The sequence below is a fragment of the Fretibacterium sp. genome (assembly GCF_057312375.1).
The window spans coordinates 1-15,082 of sequence record NZ_DBHLDX010000046.1 but is presented as its reverse complement, the minus strand read 5'-3'; the positions used below and the strand labels follow the sequence as shown (position 1 = coordinate 15,082).

Annotated in this window: 17 protein-coding genes and 1 tRNA gene; 12 read left to right on the top strand and 6 right to left on the bottom strand. The window is 64.1% G+C overall.

What is annotated here, in order from left to right:
• Nucleotides 1-179 precede the first annotated feature (179 nt).
• Nucleotides 180-1,886, top strand: a complete 1,707-nt coding sequence (gene ggt / locus ACO41U_RS07660) for a gamma-glutamyltransferase (protein WP_485942890.1) — start codon at nt 180-182, stop codon at nt 1,884-1,886.
• Nucleotides 1,887-2,010: 124 nt separating this feature from the next.
• On the opposite strand, the gene ACO41U_RS07655 is transcribed toward ggt, so the two are convergent.
• Entirely contained in the window at nt 2,011-2,925 is a 915-nt protein-coding gene (locus tag ACO41U_RS07655) for a peptidylprolyl isomerase (RefSeq protein ID WP_485942888.1), read from the bottom strand.
• Between the two features lie 203 nt (nt 2,926-3,128).
• On the opposite strand from ACO41U_RS07655, the gene ACO41U_RS07650 reads away from it, so the two are divergent.
• The 7 genes from ACO41U_RS07650 (at nt 3,129) to ACO41U_RS07620 (ending at nt 7,757) form a co-directional block, all read left to right on the top strand.
• The gene (locus tag ACO41U_RS07650; RefSeq protein WP_485942886.1) at nt 3,129-3,404 is read left to right on the top strand and encodes a hypothetical protein; all 276 of its coding nucleotides are present in this window, start codon (nt 3,129-3,131) and stop codon (nt 3,402-3,404) included.
• Nucleotides 3,405-3,411: 7 nt separating this feature from the next.
• Nucleotides 3,412-3,960, top strand: a complete 549-nt coding sequence (gene mrtS, locus ACO41U_RS07645) for a Synerg-CTERM system glutamic-type intramembrane protease MrtS (protein ID WP_485942884.1) — start codon at nt 3,412-3,414, stop codon at nt 3,958-3,960.
• Between the two features lie 31 nt (nt 3,961-3,991).
• Nucleotides 3,992-5,047, top strand: a complete 1,056-nt coding sequence (locus ACO41U_RS07640; protein WP_485942882.1) for a hypothetical protein — start codon at nt 3,992-3,994, stop codon at nt 5,045-5,047.
• A 94-nt stretch (nt 5,048-5,141) separates the two neighbouring features.
• Nucleotides 5,142-5,228 (top strand) — tRNA-Leu (locus ACO41U_RS07635).
• A 302-nt stretch (nt 5,229-5,530) separates the two neighbouring features.
• Nucleotides 5,531-5,830, top strand: a complete 300-nt coding sequence (locus ACO41U_RS07630; RefSeq protein ID WP_485942880.1) for a hypothetical protein — start codon at nt 5,531-5,533, stop codon at nt 5,828-5,830.
• Nucleotides 5,827-6,519, top strand: a complete 693-nt coding sequence (locus ACO41U_RS07625; RefSeq protein ID WP_485942878.1) for a nucleotidyl transferase AbiEii/AbiGii toxin family protein — start codon at nt 5,827-5,829, stop codon at nt 6,517-6,519. Before ACO41U_RS07630 ends, ACO41U_RS07625 begins: the two co-directional genes overlap by 4 nt.
• Before the next feature lie 149 nt (nt 6,520-6,668).
• Nucleotides 6,669-7,757 carry an RpnC/YadD family protein gene (locus ACO41U_RS07620; protein ID WP_485942876.1) on the top strand — a complete coding sequence of 363 codons (1,089 nt, stop codon included), beginning with the start codon at nt 6,669-6,671 and terminating at the stop codon, nt 7,755-7,757.
• 108 nt (nt 7,758-7,865) lie between these two features.
• Here ACO41U_RS07620 and ACO41U_RS07615 read toward each other — a convergent pair whose 3' ends face one another.
• Nucleotides 7,866-8,378, bottom strand: coding sequence for a nitroreductase family protein (locus ACO41U_RS07615; RefSeq protein ID WP_485942874.1), 513 nt, complete (start codon nt 8,376-8,378; stop codon nt 7,866-7,868).
• A gap of 110 nt (nt 8,379-8,488) precedes the next feature.
• On the opposite strand from ACO41U_RS07615, the gene ACO41U_RS07610 reads away from it, so the two are divergent.
• Together ACO41U_RS07610 and ACO41U_RS07605 are read left to right on the top strand one after the other, a co-directional pair.
• Complete coding sequence (locus tag ACO41U_RS07610; protein WP_485942872.1) at nt 8,489-8,749, top strand: hypothetical protein; 261 nt, start codon at nt 8,489-8,491, stop codon at nt 8,747-8,749.
• A gap of 182 nt (nt 8,750-8,931) precedes the next feature.
• On the top strand, nt 8,932-10,320 hold the full coding sequence (locus ACO41U_RS07605; RefSeq protein WP_485942870.1) for an L-serine ammonia-lyase: 1,389 nt from the start codon (nt 8,932-8,934) through the stop codon (nt 10,318-10,320).
• A gap of 73 nt (nt 10,321-10,393) precedes the next feature.
• Here the strand turns inward: ACO41U_RS07605 and ACO41U_RS07600 are convergent, their stop codons facing one another.
• The 3 genes from ACO41U_RS07600 to ACO41U_RS07590 form a co-directional block, all read right to left on the bottom strand.
• A complete protein-coding gene (locus ACO41U_RS07600) occupies nt 10,394-11,965 on the bottom strand; it encodes a S8 family serine peptidase (protein WP_485942868.1) in 1,572 nt (523 codons plus the stop codon).
• A 54-nt stretch (nt 11,966-12,019) separates the two neighbouring features.
• Nucleotides 12,020-12,214 (bottom strand): hypothetical protein, encoded by a 195-nt coding sequence (locus ACO41U_RS07595; RefSeq protein WP_015556090.1) that lies wholly within the window; start codon nt 12,212-12,214, stop codon nt 12,020-12,022.
• Between the two features lie 117 nt (nt 12,215-12,331).
• Nucleotides 12,332-13,078, bottom strand: a complete 747-nt coding sequence (locus ACO41U_RS07590) for an aspartate/glutamate racemase family protein (protein ID WP_485942866.1) — start codon at nt 13,076-13,078, stop codon at nt 12,332-12,334.
• A 317-nt stretch (nt 13,079-13,395) separates the two neighbouring features.
• On the opposite strand from ACO41U_RS07590, the gene ACO41U_RS07585 reads away from it, so the two are divergent.
• Together ACO41U_RS07585 and ACO41U_RS07580 are read left to right on the top strand one after the other, a co-directional pair.
• Nucleotides 13,396-13,599 carry a hypothetical protein gene (locus tag ACO41U_RS07585; protein ID WP_485942864.1) on the top strand — a complete coding sequence of 68 codons (204 nt, stop codon included), beginning with the start codon at nt 13,396-13,398 and terminating at the stop codon, nt 13,597-13,599.
• A 123-nt stretch (nt 13,600-13,722) separates the two neighbouring features.
• Entirely contained in the window at nt 13,723-14,484 is a 762-nt protein-coding gene (locus ACO41U_RS07580) for an RpnC/YadD family protein (protein WP_485942862.1), read from the top strand.
• Between the two features lie 235 nt (nt 14,485-14,719).
• Here ACO41U_RS07580 and ACO41U_RS07575 read toward each other — a convergent pair.
• The coding region (locus ACO41U_RS07575) for a Synerg-CTERM sorting domain-containing protein (RefSeq protein ID WP_485942860.1) at nt 14,720-15,082 on the bottom strand (363 nt) is incomplete at its 5' end.

The window sequence follows — 15,082 nt, the reverse complement described above, 5'->3', positions numbered from 1 at the left end:
CGCTTGACGCAGGGCAAAAGACTGAGTATTATGATTACACGGGTGCGGTTGCGCCGCACTCCTTTTTTTGCTCCAGGATTTTACTGAAAATTCTGTTGATTATGGGACCCCCTCCGCAGCCCACGGGCTGCGCTCATCAAAAACATGGCAGGTAATCTGCCGCAAGGAGGTTGTGTGAAATGAAGGTTCTGCGCAGCAGGAGGTTCACCATTGCATTGGCGGCGCTGCTCCTGGCCGCTGGCGTGTCGGGCGCGCTGGCCGCGCCGAAAAATGAGCTCCTGACCAGCAACGGAAACGGCATGGCCGTTTCGACCCAGCCCCTGGCGGACAAGGCCGGTCAGGACGTTCTGGACAGGGGCGGCAACGCCATCGACGCCGCCGTCGCCGTGGGGTACGCGCTGGCGGTCCTCCACCCCCAGGCGGGGAACGTCGGCGGTGGCGGCTTCGCCGTCATCCACACGGCAGATGGCGGGGACTACGCCCTCGACTTCCGCGAGATGGCTCCCGGCGCAGCTACGCGGGACATGTACCTGGACAAGGACGGAAACGTGATCCCTCAGGAGAGCACCCGCACCTACAAGGCCGTGGGCATCCCCGGAACGGTGGCTGGCATGAGCGCCATGCTGGAACGTTTCGGGACGATGAAGCTGGACCAGTTGATCGCCCCCGCCATCGAGATGGCCGAAAAGGGTTATGAGCTCTCCGAACGCCAGGCGAAGAGCATGGCCGACTTTGCGGACAAGTTCAGGAAGTTCCCCCACTCCCAGGGCTATTTCCTGCACGGGGACGGGACGCCCTACAAGGCGGGAGAGCTCTTCCAGCAGGCGGACCTGGCAGCGACGCTGAAGCGCATTGCCTCCGAGGGGCCAAAGGGCTTCTATGAGGGGGAGACGGCGGACCTCATCGTGGCGGACATGAAGGCCAACGGCGGCTTGATCACGAAGGAGGACCTGAAGAAGTACGAGGTCAAGTGGCGCGAGCCCAGCACGGCGGACTACCGCGGCTACAAGATCGTCTCCATGTGTCCACCCTCCAGCGGAGGGGCCATCGTGGCCGAGATCCTGAACGTCATGGAGAACGCCGACATGAGGGCTCTGGGCTGCCGCACCCCGGCCGCGCTGCACGTCATGGCCGAGGCCATGCGCCAGGCCTACGCCGATCGCAGCGAGTACATGGGCGACCCGGACTTCGTGAAGGTCCCCGTCGAGGAGCTGACCTCCAAGGCCTACGCCAAAAAGATCTACGACGGGATCGCCCCGAAGGGGGCCACTCCCAGCAGCAAGGTCCGTCCGGGGCTGGAGGCCCTGAAGGAGGGCACGAACACCACCCACTACTCCGTCGTGGACAAGATGGGCAACGCCGTGGCCGTCACCTACACCATCAATGAGTCCTGGGGCACGGGAGCCGCGGTGAAGGGCGCGGGCTTCCTGCTGAACAACGAAATGGACGACTTCTCCGCCAAGCCCGGCGTGCCGAACGTCTACGGCCTGGTGGGCGGCGACGCAAACGCCATCGAGCCCTATAAGCGTCCCCTGAGCTCCATGAGCCCCTCCATCGTCTCCAGGGACGGCAAGACGGTCCTCGTGGTGGGCAGCCCCGGAGGCAGCCGCATCATCACCACGACTCTGCAGGTGATCCAGAACGTCATCGATTACGACATGCCCATCAACGAGGCCGTCAGCGCTCCCCGCTTCCACATGCAGTGGCTTCCTGACGAGCTCCGCATCGAGCACGACAACGGCCTGTCGGCGGCGGACGTGGAGGCCCTCACGGACATGGGCTACAAGCTCAGCCTGAAGCCCTACATGGGCGACGTCAACGCCATCCACATCGACCTCAAGACCGGAGAGATCACCGGCAGCCACGATTCCCGCATGGAGTTCTAGCCCCTGAGCCGACGATCGGTCGGCGCGGCCCCTGCCGCGGGCTGGACAAAGAGCGGAGGGGGAAGGCACGCGCCCTCCCCCTCCGCTCCGTCCAGGCCGATCGGGTCGGGCCCTGCTTTCAGCCCTACTTCTTCGCGTCGTCCGAGGCCGCTTCGGCGGCAGCGTCGTCGGAGACGGGAGCCAGCATCTCGACCTTATAGGCCTTCTTCAGCTCCTCGACCTTCGCCTTGATCCGCTCCTGCTGCTTCTGACCGTTGAGCTCCTGAAGGATCTGGCCCTTCACTTCGTCGAAAGGCGTGAGCTGAGCCGGCGTACGCCCCTCAAGCCGGATGATGTGCCACCCGAAGGGCGACTTGACGGGCTCCGAGATGTCGCCGGGCTCCTTCAGGGCGAAGGCGGCGTCGGAGAACTCAGGGACCATCTGCTCCTTCGTGAACTCGCCCAGATCGCCGCCCTGCGGAGCGGAGGGGCAGGTCGAGAGCTTCTTCGCCTCCTCGTCGAAGGACGCGCCGGCCTTGAGGTCCGCCTGCACTTTGGCGATGGTGTCCGCGCTGGTGGCGTCGTCGCTGATCAGGATGTGGCGGGCATGGACGCGCTCCGGCTGGGTGAACTGGTCCTTGTGCTCGTCGTAGAACTTCTGCGCTTCCTCCTCCGTCGCCTGGACATCCTTCACGGCGTTCCGCATGGCGCGCTGGGCCAGGCTCTGGGTGCGGACGCGGGCCATGAAGTCGATGAAGTCCTGCTCCCCGTCCAGCTTCTCCTTCTCGCCCTCGAGCGAAAAGAGATACATGGAGACGATCTCGTCCAGGATGAGCCGACGCCCCTCAGGGCTCCCGTACATCATCATGCCCTGAGGTCCCATGGACTGAAGGACCGCGTTGACGTCCGCTTCCGTGATCTCACGGCCCTCGACGCGGGCCAGGACCCTGTTCTCCTCGGCCGGCTTCGAGGCCTCGTTCGACGCCCAGGCCACACAGGCCGCCGCAAGGACCGCCACGCCGAGGACCACTGCGAACTTCAACTTGAACTGCTTACTCATATTCTCTTCCTCCCTGCTGTTTTATCCCGCAAGGCGGGACATCTCAAAAAACGCACACGTTTAGGAATTCTAACACAAAGTCCCCTGCAGGACAGACGATAAACTGCGTATCCGTCCCGTTGTATAATACAGGCAGGGAGGCCGGAGGACGGCCGCGCCGTTTTCCGTCTCGCGCTTCACACTGGACCGAGGAGGACGAGCTCATGCGCTTGATCGACACAAGGGTAATTTTGGGGCTGTCTGTATGGATTCTGGGCTTTGCCCTCATGACCGCCGGCTGGCTCGTTGACGCGCTCTTTGAGGGGTGGGGACGGATTCCCTCCAAGGTCCTCTACAAGCTGGGGGCGCTCATCGTCGCCGTGCCGGTCATCGTCCTCTTGTGGAAGGCCTCGCGCCTGCTCTACGTCCACCGCATCGACATCGTCCTCGGCATCAACAACGCCGCGAGCTTCCTCACCGAAGCCATGAAGTCCCTTTAGGCCCCTCATGTCGCGCGGGATATTGACCGCCGCAGCCGGCCTGGTCGTCGCGGCCTTCATGCTCTACTTTCCCTACACCTGGTGCCGCCTCAAGAGGGAGGATGAGCGGGACTTCGGGCTGAAGTGGTTCATGGGGCGAGGCGCATGGCGGGACGTGGCGCTGGCCCTGCTCCTGACCCTCATCCCCCTGACCTTCGTTTCCATGCACTGGCCGGCGGAGTGGGGTGGGCCGGGCCCCAGGAGCCTGACGCCTTGGCAGGCTCTGGACAGCCTGGGGGGCGGGGTGGCGGCGGCCTTCATCGAGGAGACGTTCTTTCGCGGCTGGCTCCAGACGCTGACGGTGCGCCGGTGGGGACCGTGGGCGGGCATCCCCCTGGCGACGCTGGCCTTCGCGCTCATCCACCTCGTGACCCTCGTCGGATGGCTGCGCGTGGCGACGTTCTTTCCGGGGCTCGTGATGGGGTGGCTGCGCTGGCGCCACGGCTCCGTCCTGCCCTCCATCCTCTACCACGCCCTGTGCAACGTCTGGGCCGTCTGGTGGGCTCCGATCCCGTAGACGCCCCTTATTTTCAGGAGGTTTGATCGTTATGAAAAAAACCCTTGCAGTGCTGCTGCTTCTGGCCCTGTTTGCGCTCCCCGCGCAGGGCGCCGACCGGCGGGAAACGCTTGAGCTGCGCGTCCCCATGAAGGCCGGAGAAAACGTGACAGCCCTCATGCCGGATGGCACGGAGGCAACCCTGGGGCGGGTCCTGATGACCCCCGTCAAGACGAACTGGCCGGCCTACACCGCCAGCAAGTGGTGCGCGCCGGCAACGGTCTGCGCCACGGCCGTGAACGCCATTCACCTGCTGGTGGACGTGGAGGAGGGGCGCGGACGCATCCTGAGCCTCGTCCCTGCGGTGACCGTGGCCCCTGCTGCCGCGGCGGGGGCCTTCTTCTCCCTGGACGCGGCCGCTGGCACGGGGCCCTTCGGCGGCTTCGCGCCCCTGGTTGGCTCCCCCGTCACCATCCTGGGGAAGGACGGCGAGAGGCCCCTGGACGGGACTCCGAAGGAGGGCGAAACGCTCGTGATCCGCTCGCCCCTGCCCCGCCGTCCACGGGACTGGATGGTGGACATCGAGAACCGCCCCGGCGGGCGCGTCATCGTGTGGGGTGCCGACGGGCCCCGCGTCGAGGCCCGCGTCGTGCGCCCCATCGGAGGCGTCGGGCGCTTCGGCGGGACGCAGTTTCAGGGCCGCGGCCGAATCCGCGCCTCTCACGCGGGCGTCATCGACATCGCGACGGCATCCAGGGACCAGGTGGGGGGCATCCAGATCATGCCGCTGATCCACGCCCTCACCTCCCACGAGATGGCCAACGCCTGGAAGTTGACCCAGTGGATGATCCTGGCCCCGCTGCCGGGCCGTGAGCTCGCGGGGACCCCGCCGCTCTTCAAAAACGCCTTCGTCCCCGGAACGCAGCTTGAGGACCGGCTGGAGGACTGGTGGAGCACCTACGGGCGCAGGCCCCTGGCCCTCTGCCGCCTGGACGGCGGACCATGGACCCGCATCCCGGACGTTTCCGGGCGCGTGGACGACGCGCTCCGGAACGTGACGCACCTCCGCATCTACTTCCCCTTCTGGGACGAGCCCCTGAAGCCTTAGGGTCCTGTTCCTTCGGGACGCCCACACCGCGGCTGGCCCGATCGAGAAAGCCCCCTTGACGCTGGCCCCCTTGCGGGTATAATAGGTGTGTTGTGCGGGGGTGGCGGAACTGGTAGACGCGCAAGACTAAGGATCTTGTGGCCCTAAAGCTGTGGGGGTTCGAGTCCCCCCCTCCGCACCATGATAACGGTTCAGAAGAGCGGTCAATCTCAAGGGGGATTGACCGCTGTTTTTTTGCAGCGCAATCCCCCTATTCCGGCAGGAGCCCGACCACCTCCCGACGTCGCCCTGGCCGGCGCGAACGCGACGGGATAACTGACGCTCAACACAAAAGATCGCCTCATTCCGTAAGGTGTATACTGAGGACAGGCGTAGAGGGCCATGAGGCAAAGTCCGCCTGACGCCCGGTGCTTAGGGTGCGGCTTATGACGGATGCTGCGCCTCGTCGGAGGGCAGCCACTTTGCGGTCAGGAGGAATTTTTGATGGCGACAAAGCGATTCAGTCGCGCACAGATGGAATTCCTTTCACGGATGAGCTCATACATCTGGTGGAAGACGAGGGATGAGGCGATGGAATACCCTGAACGTATTTTAGCTCAGTTGATGAATATAGGGACCCTGGAAGATACACGTGAGCTCGAAAAGCTCTTTTCGCAAGATGAATTGATGGAGGTTTTGGAAAAGGCGGAGGCCGGACAGTTCAGACCAAAGTCCTGGTCCTTCTGGCATTGTCGCATCACGGGGAAAGAAGCTCCCGCCATGCCCGTCAGAGAGCTGCCATGAAGACGTTTCAAGCGCATTTGGATATCCTGCCGGAAGCACAAAGAGGGCTTTGGAATAACCTGTCCCCATGTGGAGCGCTTGGATTCGTCTTATATGGCGGTACAGCGATTGCTCTGCACCTTGGACACAGGGTGTCCAATGACTTTGACTTCTTCTCTCACCTTCCTCTATCTGAGGCTATGGAAAAGAAAATGTTGGAATCCATGCCTTTTTTAAAGATGGCGGAGCTGCTGCAAAACGAGCTGGATACGCGCACCTATCGGACGACGGAGGGCGTAAAACTTTCATTTTTTGGCGGGATTGCCTTTGGACGTATTGGAGAACCTCTGTTAACGCATGATGGCATCCTTCAAGTTGCATCTTTAAAGGACCTTCTTGCGATGAAAGCGGCTGTAATCATGAAACGTGTCGAGGCAAAGGACTATAGGGATATCGCTGCCATACTCCACAGCGGGACTTCCCTGTCGGAAGGCCTGTCCGGAGCTTGTGCCATCTATGGAGATCGATTCCCGGTTATTGAAAGCCTGCGAACCATGACATATTTTCAAGGTGGGGATTTGGATCAATTGTCGGAGAATGACAAAAAAACCTTAATTGAGCACACAAGAAACTTCAAATTGGATGATGTCAAGCAAGTGAAAATTCTCTCTCACGACCTCAGCGAACCTGGGTCGGCGACAGCCCGCTGAAGAACCAGCGTGCCGCGGGTGACGCGACCTCCAAAGGCCGTGAGGTCGTGACGGAGCGGACCGGGAAGCACGTTTGGAGCGAACGGGGACGCGACGGCGAAGAGGGTATAAAATACAGCCATGGCGACACAGAGAATGGAGTTGACGGGATGGACGAACGGACGATGCAGGAAAAGCCGGAGCGTTTCGACTACGACGGCTTCTGGAAGGCTCTCATCAGGAGGTTTTGGCGGGAGCTTCTGAGGAGCGCCATTCCCGACCTGTACAGGGATGCGGATCTGGAGCAGGAGGCCACGCCGCTCGACAAGGAACTCCAGGACACCCTGCCGAAGCCGGGCGACGAGGAACAGGTGTCGGCGAAGTTCGTCGATACCCTGCTGAAAATCCCGCTGAAGGACGGCGGCGAACAGTGGGTGCTGCTGCACATCGAGGTTCAGGGCAGGGGCGGAGAGGACCTCTCGCGGAGGATGATGCGCTATTACTGCCTGCTCTTCGCGCACTACGACAAGAACCCCGTAGCGCTGGCAATTTTGACCGCGTCGCGTCCGAAGTCGGAAACGCCGGGCGTCTACGACTTTTTACAGTATGGGACGCGCCTCCACTACAGTTATAATTGCGTCAAGCTGTGGAATCTGGACGACGAGGGCCTCCTGGCGAGCGACAACCCGTTCGACCTGGCACTCTACGCGGCAAAGAAGGCGTTGGCATACGACAACGAGGAGCAGCAGAAGCTGATCTACCTGCTGAAGCTCACCAGGATTCTGGTGTCGAAGGGCTGGAGCCGGGAGGATCGGTCCGACCTTCTGGCGTTTATCGCGAGGGTCATCAACTTGAAGGACAGGGCGCTTTGGGAACAGTACAGGAAGGGAGCCAGGGAGATAAAGGGGGAGAGCGAGATGATGTCCTTTTGGGATGAGGAGCTGGAGCAGACCCGTGCTCAGGGGCGCGCGGAAGGGCGCGTGATGGGCCATGAAGAAGGACGCCAGGAAGGACGCGAAGAAGGACGCCAGGAAGGACGCGAAGAAGGACGCCAGGAAGGACGTCGAGAAGGGCGCGAAGAAGGACGTCAGGAAGGGCGTCAGGAAGGACGTCAGGAAGGACGTCTGAAGGGCCTTATGGAAGTAGCGTGCCGGATGCTTGCCGTGCCGCTTCCCGTGGCTCAGATCTCAGAGCTCACGGGGCTGACTTCTCATGAGATCGACGCCCTGAAAAAAGACGCACACGCCGGCTTGTCGTAAACCTCAGCGTTCCGGGAGCGTCAACGCCATCCGCCCATTCAAAGCAAGAGGACCGACCCCAGGTCGGTCCTCTTTTCGTCCACAGGTTTGCAGCCTGCTCCGGCGTTTTTAGAGGTGATGCGTCCGCGAGCGATCCAGCGTTTCCAGGTTGCGGGGCTCCTTCTCCTCCGCCGGGTATCCGACGGCGATCGCGCAGAGGATGGAGAGATCGGGGTCGATGCCCAGGATGCGGCGCACCGCCTCCTCCGACGTTTCCGCTCCGCAGGGCCTCTGGAAGATCTGGACCCAGCACGCGCCGAGGCCCATCTCCGTGGCCTCCAGCAGGATGAACGCGGCCGCGGCCGCGGCGTCCTCCCTCCAGACGTCGCTGCTCTTATGCCGCCCTGTCACGAGGATGGCCAGCGGCGCCGTCCTCAGCGAGGAGGCCGCCATGCCGTCGCGGCACTGGGCGAGCCGCTCGATCTTCGCCTTGTCCGTGACGGCGAAGAACTCCGTACACAGGGTGTTCTTTCCCGTCGGAGCGACGAGCCCCGCATCCATAAGGCGGGCGATGTCCCCGTCTTCCACCTTCCTGTCCGTAAACTTCCGAATGCTGCGGCGACGCCGCATGGCCTCCAACATCGATAAACACCTCTTCAAAAGATCGGGCCGGACGAGCCGGTTGTATTCGGTGCGGCCCTTTGATAAAATCAAGAATATCTTAGCACATGTTCTTCAAGGAGGAAGACGCGATGAACGTCAACGGTTACGATCGCCTGGGGCAGGCTGGGCTCGAGCTGATGCAGAAATCCATGAACACGGCGGCGGCCGCGGCGGAGGACATCGCCTCCGGCAGCCTGAACCCCATGGACGTAGCGAAGTCGGCCATGGACCTGAGCCAGGCCAAGGTCCAGATGAAGCTGGGGGCCTACCTGATCCGGACGCAGCAGGAGCTCATGGAGTCCAGCCTGGAGGTCTTCGGCGTCGGCACGAAGATCGACCACAGGTATTGAGCCACGAGGCTGAGAGAGCCTCGCGGTCCGTCCCCCGCGGCGGGAGAGGTGAGGGATATGACGTTTTGGATTGACGTTGCTCTGCTGTCGGGCGCTGCGCGGTTTTTTGCGGGCGCCCTTCCCGCTGGTTTGAGGCAGGTCCGGCCTGCGCGGGCCGGACGCGCCGGCTGACGAGGCCCGCCATGCAGAGTACCTTTGACATCTTCAGGGTCGGCATCGGTCCGTCGAGTTCGCACACGATGGGCCCCATGCGCGCCGCGCTGCGCTTCCTCGATGAGCTGAGGGCCATGGGCCTCATGGAGCGGGTCGGCGGCGTCCGCTGCGACCTCCACGGCTCCCTGGCCCTGACGGGGAAGGGGCACATGACGGACCGTGCCGTGCTGTTGGGGCTCTGGGGCGTCAAACCGGAGGAGGCGGACCCGGACGTCATTCAGGAGTTCGTGGGCCTCGTGGACCGCACCCGTCGGCTGCCCCTGGGGGCCTTCCCCCGTCTGGAGGACGAGCGCTCCATCCCCTTCGACCCGGAGCGCGACTTCGCTTTTCTCGCAAAGCAACTGCCACTGCACGAAAACGGCCTCGTCCTGCACGCCCTGGGGCCCGACGGCACGCCGCTCCACTCGAACACCTACTACTCCATCGGGGGCGGATTCGTCGTGGAGGCGGCCCGCTTCGACGCGCCGGACGGCGTTTTCGGCGACGTGCCCTATCCCTACGCCTCGGCGGAGGAGCTGATCGCGGTCTGTGCAGAGCACGGCCTCTCCATCTCCACGCTGGTCCTGGAAAACGAGCGGGCGCTGCACCCCGGCGTTGACATTCAGGGCCACTTCGAGCACATCTGGGGCATCATGAGCGCCTGCATGGATCGCGGCATGAGGACGGAGGGCATCCTGCCGGGGGGACTGCACGTCGCGCGGCGTGCCGCGCAGCTCCTGCGGGTGCTCTCCTCCGCCAGGCCCCTGTCCTCGGACCCCATGCAGATTTTGGACTGGGTCAACGTCTTCGCCCTGGCGGTGAGCGAGGAGAACGCGGCGGGCGGGCGCATGGTGACCGCCCCCACCAGCGGCGCCTGCGGCGTCGTCCCCGCTGTGCTGGAGTACTACAACCGTTACGTCCGCTCCACGACGCCGGAGGACCGCACGCGCTACCTCCTGACCTGCGGCGCCATCGGCCTGCTGTTCAAGACCAACGCCTCCATCTCAGGGGCGGAGGTGGGCTGTCAGGGAGAGGTGGGCGTCGCCTGCTCCATGGCCGCAGCGGGGCTGACGGAGCTGTCGGGCCGCAGCCCGCGCCAGGTGACGACGGCGGCGGAGATCGCCATGGAGCACTGCCTCGGCATGACCTGCGACCCCATCGCGGGGCTGGTGCAGGTGCCCTGCATCGAGCGCAACGCCGTCGCGGCGGTGAAGGCCATCAACGCCGCCCACATGGCCATGCACCGCAGCACCCCGCCCCTCATCAGCCTGGACGAGGTCATCGCGACCATGTACCAGACCGGAAAGGACCTCAGCGCGAAGTACCGCGAGACCTCTCAGGGCGGACTGGCCGCCCAGCCCCGTAGGACGGCGCGGTGATCGTGGGACCAAAAAAAAGAGAAGCGGGCCTGGAGAAAAACCTCCAGGCCCGCTCTTTTGCCAGCGCGATGTGCTACCTTCGCCGGCCCCCCACCGCAAGCAGGACCGTGAGGCCCCACCCCAACGTGCCGAGGCCCGTCGCGTCACATCCAGCGCCCCCTGAGGAAGAGGCGTCGCCCGCGTCCCCGACGCGCTCGTCGTACTCCGTCCGAGGCGCCTCGGCGGCCAGCTCCGGGTGCGCGGCCTGATAGTCCAGCGCTCCCCTCAAATCCAGGAAGCGCCCCCCGGCCACTTTGCCCATGAGGACCGACTTCGCCGCCGCACCCTGGAGCAGCGCCGTCCGGACCTGATACGCCGTTCGGGCGGGGTCCGCGGCCTTCAGCAACGCGGCCGCCCCCGCCACGTGGGGGGCCGCCATGGAGGTGCCGCGCATCACGGCCATCACGGTTCCGTCTTCGGCGCGGGTGGAGTTCTCGAAGGCGGCGATCGTCGTGCTGAGGATGGGCACGCCCGGAGCCGAGATGTCCACGAAGTCGCGGCTCCAGTTGCTGAAGCGCGCGAGGGAGATGTCCCGCGAGGACGCCCCCACGACGATCAGATTGTGGATTCCTTTGTAGGAGGAGCCGTAGACGTAATCGCCCCTGTCGTACTCCGGCTTGCCGTCCGCGCCCTTCGGACCGTCCGCCGGCGCGGGGACGCCCACCTCAAGTCCGTTGTTTCCGGCGCTCGTGACGATCACGGTCCGGTTCAGGGAGTCCAGCGCCTTGAACGCGCGCCATATCGGGTCTTTCCGCTGGTTTGCCAGCGTTGGGACCATGGGGGACAACCAGTTGAGCGACAGGTTGACGGCCGCCACCTTCAGGCTGGCGTCCTCCTTCAGCAGTTTTGTCAGGAAGTTGAGCGCGTCCACGATCCCGCTTCCAGGTCCCGTCCCATCCGGCCCCATGGCCCTGAGGGAGATGAGCCCCACGCTCCAGTTCACGCCCACCACGCCCCTGCCGTTGTTCCCCGCGGCGCCGATGGTGCCGGCCACGTGAGTGCCGTGTCCGTTGCGGTCCGCGTAGGCCTCCGGGTCCGCCTTGGAGGCGCCGGCGTCCTTGTAGAAGTTGCGGCTCAGGTCGCGCCTGAAATTGGAAGTCAGCTCCAGCGCCGTATCATCGATGCCCGTGTCCAGGACGGCCACGCAGACGTCCCCCCTGCCCGTCGTCGTGTCCCACGCCTCCGACGCACGGATGGCCTTGAGGTTCCAGAGGGCTCCCGTTAGATAAAACGGGTCGTTCGGCTCCGTGACGGACGTCCGCGCGATGTAGTTGGGCGACGCGGCCAGGACGTCCGCCCGCTTCAGGAGGCGCTCCGTCAGCGCCTCCGGGGAGAGGGCATCGGACTTGAGCAGGACGAAGACGCCGTTTCCCGCCTCGGAGAGCTCCGCGTAGGTTTCCTCCACGCGCGCTCCAACGGCGGCGGCCAGCGACGCCGCGCGAAACGCCTCCCGCCCTAGGTGCAGGGACGACGCCACGACCTTCGTGCCCTCCTCGCCCTTGAAGACCGCCAGGACCTCCCCCGGGACGTGCCGGGCAGCCGCGGCCGGACCGGCGAAAGCGCAGACTGCCACAAGTGCGGCGAGCCACAGAAACACCTTTCTCATTCAAGACCTCCTCGCCAAAGCCGGTCCGCGGCGCACAAAGGCGCGGCGCGGACGTCAGACGTACTGCTCCACCTGGTCGTGAACGATGACCTGCGAGTTCAGGTCGTCGATGATCGGACGCTGAACGTACACGGGCTCCTTGACGTGCTCCAGCTGGACCTCAAGGTGCTTTCGGACGATCCCGTGCTCCAGCCGGTCGACGTACCCGGACACGTTCACCGACGTGCGCGTCTGCTGGATGACCTGCATCCCTGTTTCACCTCCATAAGGAAAACTCTGCCCCCGTGCCGGGGGCCGTTGTACCCTCTCGGATTTTCATTTTATAACAGCGGCACCGAATTGCAAAGCGCCGTCCCCGCGCCACCCCTACCTGGGCATGAAGGCGCCGACGCCCCAGCCCGCCCCGCCGTCCCCACGCTCATAGAGCAGGTCGAGGCACGCATCCGCCAGAGCCTGGAGGCTCGATATCTGTCGGTCCGGCGGCAGGCCCGCAGCCGCGTAGGCCAGGGGCAGTTCCGTGCAGGCCGTCGCGATCGGGAGGTCCCTCTCCCGCCACAGGGCCTCCACCACCTCCCTCAGGAGTTCCGCGGCGCGCCTCCTATCCCCGGCCTTCACGGCACGCAGGCTCTGCTGCACGCACTCCTGCTGCTCCCTCGAAGGGCGGAGAAACAGGTAGCCCGCCTTCTCGGCGCAGGCGGGGTAGATGAGGCTCTTCTGGGTGCCGGAGGTCGCCACGAGCCACGCCCCCTCCGGGCTGGCGCGCCGGGCGGCGTTCACCGTCGCCTCCACGATGTGCACCAGCGGCACGGAGAGCTCCTCGCGAAAACGGTCGATGAAGAAGTGAGCCGTGTTGCAGGGGACGGCCAGGACCTCCGCGCCCCACTCCACCAACTGCAGCAGGTCCTTTCTGATCGCCGGCAGTGGGTCCGGGCCGAGGCCCATGATCCCGTCGCTGCGGTCCGGGATGTCGGGGTCCGACAGCAGGATCATGCGCGGGTGCTCCGCGTCGCTCGCTGCCGGCGCGCCCTCCGCAAGCAGGCGAAGGAACTCCGCGGCCGCGGCTGGCCCCATTCCCCCTAAGACCCCCAACGTCTTGTTCGGCTTACTCAACATGTTCGATCCCTCCGCAATCTAAAAGATCAAGGACAGCCCGTCGTGTGACCTCAAAGGACGCTCCAAGCCCTTTACCCTATTATACCGTCTGTTGCATCAGAACGGCAGAGAGGAGGAGATGGGCGGGAACGGTTAGCGACATCCCGGCTCTTTTCTACTCCCCTGAAAAGGAGCCTGGAAAATGTGCCGTCTTGCCTCCCCTAAAAGAGGATCAAGGCCGGATTCCTGATACCTCCCCGCTCAAACGCCCGTTATCTTTGCTATACTGATACAGGGGAAGCCTGAGTGTGCGACAAATCTCGAAACGAGGTGACGCCATGAGCGGTAAGAAAAAAGACCCTTCGGAAAAGGCCGCCAAGGAACCGCGTCGTGATGACCAGCTCTGGAAGGAATTATTAAGCAGATTCTTCGTCCCTATGCTTCAGTCCCTGCTGCCCGACCTGGCCAAGGACCTCGACGAGAAACGGGACGTTGTCTTCCTCGTCGTCGAAGCGAAGCCACAGGGCTTCGCTTCGACATAAGCGAACGACACGGCATCTGCGGCTTGTAGCCGCAGAGGGTCGGTCGCCTGCTTAAAGGAACTGCGCCGGCTGGCCCGCTTCACTCGAAGGCCAGAGGGCGGCGAGCCGGACGGGAACCGATTCGTGGACCTCCTGGCAAACGTCCCCCTCCGCACCCAGGAAGACGCCTGGCTCCTCCTTCGCGTGGAGGTGCAGGGCCGCGGCGGCAACGAGGACTTCCCCCTGCGGATGCACCGCTACCGCGGCTTGCTAGAGGGACGCTACCGAAGGCACGTCAGCGCCCTGGCCCTTCTCATCGAGCCCCTGTCGGAGGCGCAGTCCTGTGGGGTCTATTCCTGGGAGGGCTACGGCACGCGGGTGAAGTACGAGTTCCCCGTGTTCAAACTCTACGAAGGAAACGAGGAGGCCCTGAAGGCGAGCGACAACCCCTTCGACTGGGCGCACCTGGCGGGACTCAGGGCGTGGAAGAGCCGGAACAGCGAGCCGAGGAAGCTGAGCTACCTGAAGGAGATGCTGAAGCTCCTGGACGAGCGGGGCTGGGACCACGCGGACAAGGCGCAGCTGTTGGTTTTTATGGAGGGCGTCATTCACTTGACGGAGGACGAGAGCTCCAGGGAGTACGAGGAGTGGGAGAACGCTCTGGAAGAGGCGAAGGAGGCGGGGCGGATGTACGTCAGCATCATGGAGCGTAAGGGCATTGAAAAGGGCATTCAGTTGGGCAGGACGGAGGGCATTCAACTGGGCGAGGCAAGGGGCATTCAACTGGGCAGAACAGAAACGGCGCGGAACCTGCTTCGGATGGGGCTGGACCTGACCAAAATCGCCGAGGCCACCGGACTGCCCCTGGAGGAGCTGCAATCCTTACAAAACGCGGGGCGGGCGTAATACCAAATCGCGTTTAACAAACCGGCATCTGCTGCCTCACTTATGCCACTTATGCAAGGGAAGGTGTCGCCAAGGGCGGCGGAGGGGTCTGCCTTTCGCCCGCTCAACACCCCCCAGCCCCTTGCAGGGGGGGCCTGAAAAACGTGCTAGAGCGGCGCCCCTGAGGCGCCGCTCTAGCTTCTTTCGCTTCTGTCAGGTTGGGCCTCAGGAGAGGCCCGCCTCGTCTGTCTTCGGACTACGCCTTCCGCTTCAGCAGGAACGCCGCCCCAAGGGCCAGTGCCAGTCCGCCGACACCCGCGTCGCACCCGCCGCCGGAGCTGCCCTTCTTGCCACCGTCATTCTTGCCATCATCAGGCTTGCCGTCGTCAGGCTTCTTGCCGTCGTCAGGTTTCTTGCCATCGTCGGGCTTCGCGGTCATTATGGCCTTCAGCTTCTTGTTCACCGGGATCGAAGTCGTAACGGTCTTGCCGTCCTTTGTCACCGCCACAAGCACGTTTTTGATCTCCGCCGTGCCCGAGTCGATATCGGCCTTCGCGGCCCTGCACGTCAGCCTCAGGCTGTACTTCGTGCTCGCCGCGATGGACGGCATGGAGCTCGC

Coding starts and splice junctions, on each gene's coding strand:
- ggt (WP_485942890.1), top strand. CDS start 180: ATGAAGGTTCTGCGCAGCAGGAGGTTCACCATTGCATTGGCGGCGCTG.
- ACO41U_RS07655 (WP_485942888.1), bottom strand. CDS start 2,925: ATGAGTAAGCAGTTCAAGTTGAAGTTCGCAGTGGTCCTCGGCGTGGCG.
- ACO41U_RS07650 (WP_485942886.1), top strand. CDS start 3,129: ATGCGCTTGATCGACACAAGGGTAATTTTGGGGCTGTCTGTATGGATT.
- mrtS (WP_485942884.1), top strand. CDS start 3,412: ATGTCGCGCGGGATATTGACCGCCGCAGCCGGCCTGGTCGTCGCGGCC.
- ACO41U_RS07640 (WP_485942882.1), top strand. CDS start 3,992: ATGAAAAAAACCCTTGCAGTGCTGCTGCTTCTGGCCCTGTTTGCGCTC.
- ACO41U_RS07630 (WP_485942880.1), top strand. CDS start 5,531: ATGGCGACAAAGCGATTCAGTCGCGCACAGATGGAATTCCTTTCACGG.
- ACO41U_RS07625 (WP_485942878.1), top strand. CDS start 5,827: ATGAAGACGTTTCAAGCGCATTTGGATATCCTGCCGGAAGCACAAAGA.
- ACO41U_RS07620 (WP_485942876.1), top strand. CDS start 6,669: ATGGACGAACGGACGATGCAGGAAAAGCCGGAGCGTTTCGACTACGAC.
- ACO41U_RS07615 (WP_485942874.1), bottom strand. CDS start 8,378: ATGTTGGAGGCCATGCGGCGTCGCCGCAGCATTCGGAAGTTTACGGAC.
- ACO41U_RS07610 (WP_485942872.1), top strand. CDS start 8,489: ATGAACGTCAACGGTTACGATCGCCTGGGGCAGGCTGGGCTCGAGCTG.
- ACO41U_RS07605 (WP_485942870.1), top strand. CDS start 8,932: ATGCAGAGTACCTTTGACATCTTCAGGGTCGGCATCGGTCCGTCGAGT.
- ACO41U_RS07600 (WP_485942868.1), bottom strand. CDS start 11,965: ATGAGAAAGGTGTTTCTGTGGCTCGCCGCACTTGTGGCAGTCTGCGCT.
- ACO41U_RS07595 (WP_015556090.1), bottom strand. CDS start 12,214: ATGCAGGTCATCCAGCAGACGCGCACGTCGGTGAACGTGTCCGGGTAC.
- ACO41U_RS07590 (WP_485942866.1), bottom strand. CDS start 13,078: ATGTTGAGTAAGCCGAACAAGACGTTGGGGGTCTTAGGGGGAATGGGG.
- ACO41U_RS07585 (WP_485942864.1), top strand. CDS start 13,396: ATGAGCGGTAAGAAAAAAGACCCTTCGGAAAAGGCCGCCAAGGAACCG.